This window comes from Rhizobacter sp. P3_B12 (assembly GCF_056402895.1).
Genome location: NZ_JBFUGN010000594.1, coordinates 1 through 3,849, shown reverse-complemented (window position 1 = coordinate 3,849; position 3,849 = coordinate 1). Strand labels below are relative to the sequence as shown.

The window sequence follows — 3,849 nt, the reverse complement described above, 5'->3', positions numbered from 1 at the left end:
CCCTTGGGCCGGTTCGCGTTCGAGGCCTGGATGGCAGCACGCACATCCTCGGAGCTGACGCCGAAGCGGTTCAGCGCGAACGGCAGCAGCTCGACGCGCACGGCGGGCAGCGAGCCGCCGCCGAGCTCGACGTCGCCGACGCCGTCGACCTGCGCGAGCTTCTGCTGCACGATGTTCGACACCGCGTCGTAGATCTGCCCCGGCGTGCGGGTCTTCGAAGTGAGCGCGAGGATGATGATCGGCGCGTCCGACGGGTTCGCCTTGCGGTAGGTCGGGTTGCTGCGCAGCGTGGACGGCAGGTCGGCGCGCGATGCGTTGATCGCCGCCTGCACCTCGCGCGCCGCGCCGTCGATGTTGCGGCTCAGGTCGAACTGCAGCGTCACGCGGGCCGAGCCGCTCGAGCTCGACGAGGTCATCTCGTTGACGCCGGCGATGGTGCCCAGGTGCCGCTCCAGCGGCGTGGCGACGCTGCTGGCCATCGTGTCGGGGCTCGCGCCGGGCAGCGAGGCGCTGACCGAGATGGTCGGGAAATCCACCTGCGGCAGCGGCGCCACCGGCAGCACGAAGAACGCGCCGATGCCGGCCAGCGCCATGCCGATGGTCAGCAGCACGGTCGCGATCGGCCGCGTGACGAAGGGCCTGGAGAGGTTCATCCCGCCGCTCCGTCAGGGATGGCGCCGGCGCGCCGCACGCGCCGGCCCAGCCGGTCGAAGCCGAGGTAGATCACCGGCGTCGTGAACAGCGTCAGCACCTGGCTCACGATCAGCCCGCCGAAGATCGACAGCCCGAGCGGCATGCGCAGCTCGGAGCCTTCGCCGCCGCCGAACATCAGCGGCAGCGCGGCGAACAGCGCCGCCAGCGTCGTCATCAGGATCGGCCGGAAGCGCAGCAGCGCGGCCTGGTGGATGGCCTCGCGCGGCGACTTGCCCTGGTGGCGCTCGGCATCGATCGCGAAGTCGATCATCATGATCGCGTTCTTCTTGACGATGCCGATCAGCAGGATGATGCCGATGATGCCGATCACGCCCAGGTCGTTGCCCGACAGCATCAACGCGAGCAGCGCGCCGACGCCCGCCGATGGCAGCGTCGACAAAATCGTCAGCGGGTGGATGTAGCTCTCGTACAGCACGCCCAGCACGATGTACACGCACACCAGCGCCGCGAGGATCAGCCACAGCTCGTTGGCGAGCGAGGCCTGGTAGGCGCCGGCCGCGCCGAGGAAGGTCATCGTGACGGAGGGGGGCAGCGCGATGTCCTTCGCGGCCTGCCGGATCGCGTCGACCGCATGGCCGAGCGATTCGCCGCTCGCGGTGTCGAAGCCGAGCGTCGTCGCCGGGTACTGCGCGACGTGCGTGATCTGCAGCGGCGCCGGCTTCTCTCGGATGGTGGCGATCGCCGACAGCGGCGTCGCCTCGCCCGAGCTGGTGCGCAGGTTCAAGAGGCCCAGCGTCTGCGCGCTGTTCACCAGGCCGGGCTGCGCCTCGAGGATCACGCGGTACTGGTTGGTCTCGGTGAAGATCGTCGAGACGATGCGCTGGCCGAACGCGCTGTACAGCGCGTCGTCGATGGCGCTGGCGGTGATGCCCAGGCGCGATGCGGTGTCGCGGTCGATGTCGATGTAGGCCGACATGCCCTGCGCGCCGGCATCGGTGACGATGTTGCGCACCTGCTTCACGGTGCGCAGCTGGTCGGCCAGCTTGTGCGCCCATTCGGCGACGATGTCGCTGCTGACGCCTTCGAGCGACACGCGGTATTCGGTGGGGCCGGATTCGGCGTCGATCGTCAGGTCCTGCGTGGGCTGCAGGTACAGCGTGACGCCGGCCACCTTCTGCACCCGCTCGCGCAGCCGATCCATGATCTGCGCCTGCGTGCCGCTGCGCTGGCCGCGCAGGTTGATCAGCATGCTGCCGGTGTTCAGCATCGTGTTGTTGGCCGCGTCGACGCCGGTGAACGAGCTGGGGCTCGCGACATCCGGGTCGGCCAGCACGGCTTGCGCGGCCTGCTGCTGCAGGGCGGCCATTCGGCTGTACGAGACGTCCTGCGCGGCTTCGAGCCGGGCTTTGAGCTGGCCGGTGTCCTGGGTCGGGAACAGGCCCTTCGGGATCACCAGGTACAGCACGACGGTCAGCGCGAGCGTCGCGGCGGCCACCAGCAGCGTGAGCGCCTGGCGGTCGAGCACCCAGGTGAGCCAGACGTCGTACTGGGCGATCACGCGATCGAACAGGCGTTGTGTCGCGGCACCGAAGCCCGTCGCCGTCTTCGGATCCTCGTGCTGGGTGAGCCAACGGCCGGACATCATCGGCACCAGCGTCAGCGACACCACCGCCGAGATCAGGATCGTGATCGCGAGCGTCACCGCGAACTCGCGGAACAGCCGGCCCACCACGTCGCCCATGAACAGCAGCGGGATCAGCACCGCGATCAGCGAGACGGTCAGCGAGATGATCGTGAAGCCGATCTGCGTCGCGCCCTTCAGCGCTGCCTGCATCGGCGGCTCGCCTTCCTCGATGTAGCGGGCGATGTTCTCGATCATCACGATCGCGTCGTCGACGACGAAGCCGGTCGCGATGGTCAGCGCCATCAGGCTCAGGTTGTTCAGGCTGTAGCCCAGCAGGTACATCACGCCGAAGGTGCCGATCAGCGAGATCGGCACCGCCAGGCTCGCGATCACGGTGGCGCGCACGCTGTGCAGGAACGCGAAGATCACGATCACCACCAGCACCACGGCCAGCAGCAGTTCGAACTCCACGTGCTTGACCGACGCGCGGATGCCGGTGGTGCGGTCGCTGAGGACGTTGACGCTGACGCTCGGCGGCAGCCCGGCCTGCAGTTCGGGCAGGCGCGCCTTGATGCCGTCGACGGTGGCGATCACGTTGGCGCCGGGCTGGCGCTGCACGTTCAGGATGATCGCAGGCACCAGCGGGCGCGCATCGGGGTGGGCCGCGCACTCGGCGCAGTCGATGCCGGCCCAGGCGCCCAGGCGCACGTTCTCGGCGCTGTTGACGACCTGGGCCACGTCGGCGATGCGCACCGGCGCGTTGTTGCGCCACGCGACCACCAGCGACTTGTAGTCGTCCACCGTCAGCAGCTGGTCGTTGGCATTGATGCTGTAGGTGCGGGTCGGGCCGTCGAAGCTGCCCTTGGCGCTGTTCGCGTTGGCGCCGGTGATGGCGGTGCGCAAGGTGTCGATGCCGATGCCGTACGACGCGAGGGCCTGCGTGTCGGCCTGGATGCGCACGGCAGGGCGCTGGCCGCCGCTCAGCGACACGAGGCCGACGCCGCTGACCTGCGACATCTTCTGCGCGAGCCGCGTGTTGACGAGGTTCTGCACCTCGGTGAGCGGCAGCGAGTCGGAGGTGATCGCGAGCGTCAGCACCGGCGCATCGGCCGGGTTGACCTTGGCGTAGACCGGCGGCGCCGGCAGGTCGGCCGGCAGCAGCGAGCCGCCGGCGTTGATGGCGGCCTGCACTTCCTGCTCGGCGACGTCGAGCGTCTGGCCGAGCGAGAACTGCAGCGTGACGATCGAGACGCCGGCGGCGCTCGACGAACTCATGCGCTGCAGGCCCGGCATCTGGCCGAACTGCTTCTCGAGCGGCGCGGTGACGGTGTTCGTCATCACCTCGGGGCTGGCGCCGGGGTAGAGCGTCTGCACCTGGATGGTCGGGTAGTCGACCTGCGGCAGCGCGGCCAGCGGCAGGAACTTGAAGCCCACCAGGCCGGCGAGCACGATGGCGACCATCAGCAGCGAGGTCGCTACCGGTCTTTCAATGAACGGGCGGGAGGGGTTCATGACCGTCCCGGCTTACTGCTGTTCGGCTTGTTCGCGGCGTTGGCGGCGCCGTTCGCCCC

The 3,849-nt window shown here is 69.2% G+C and carries 2 protein-coding genes; both read right to left on the bottom strand.

Going from position 1 to position 3,849, the window contains the following annotated elements; translation table 11 throughout:
• A partial coding sequence (locus tag AC1D01_RS24365; protein WP_477870938.1) for an efflux RND transporter permease subunit occupies positions 1–653 on the bottom strand: 653 nt, incomplete at its 3' end.
• The gene (locus tag AC1D01_RS24360; RefSeq protein WP_477870936.1) at positions 650–3,790 is read right to left on the bottom strand and encodes an efflux RND transporter permease subunit; all 3,141 of its coding nucleotides are present in this window, start codon (positions 3,788–3,790) and stop codon (positions 650–652) included. The genes AC1D01_RS24360 and AC1D01_RS24365, both read right to left, overlap by 4 nt.
• Positions 3,791–3,849 lie beyond the last annotated feature (59 nt).

Excerpts from the sequence above, each read along its gene's own strand:
- AC1D01_RS24360 (WP_477870936.1), bottom strand. The coding sequence starts at position 3,790 with ATGAACCCCTCCCGCCCGTTCATTGAAAGACCGGTAGCGACCTCGCTG.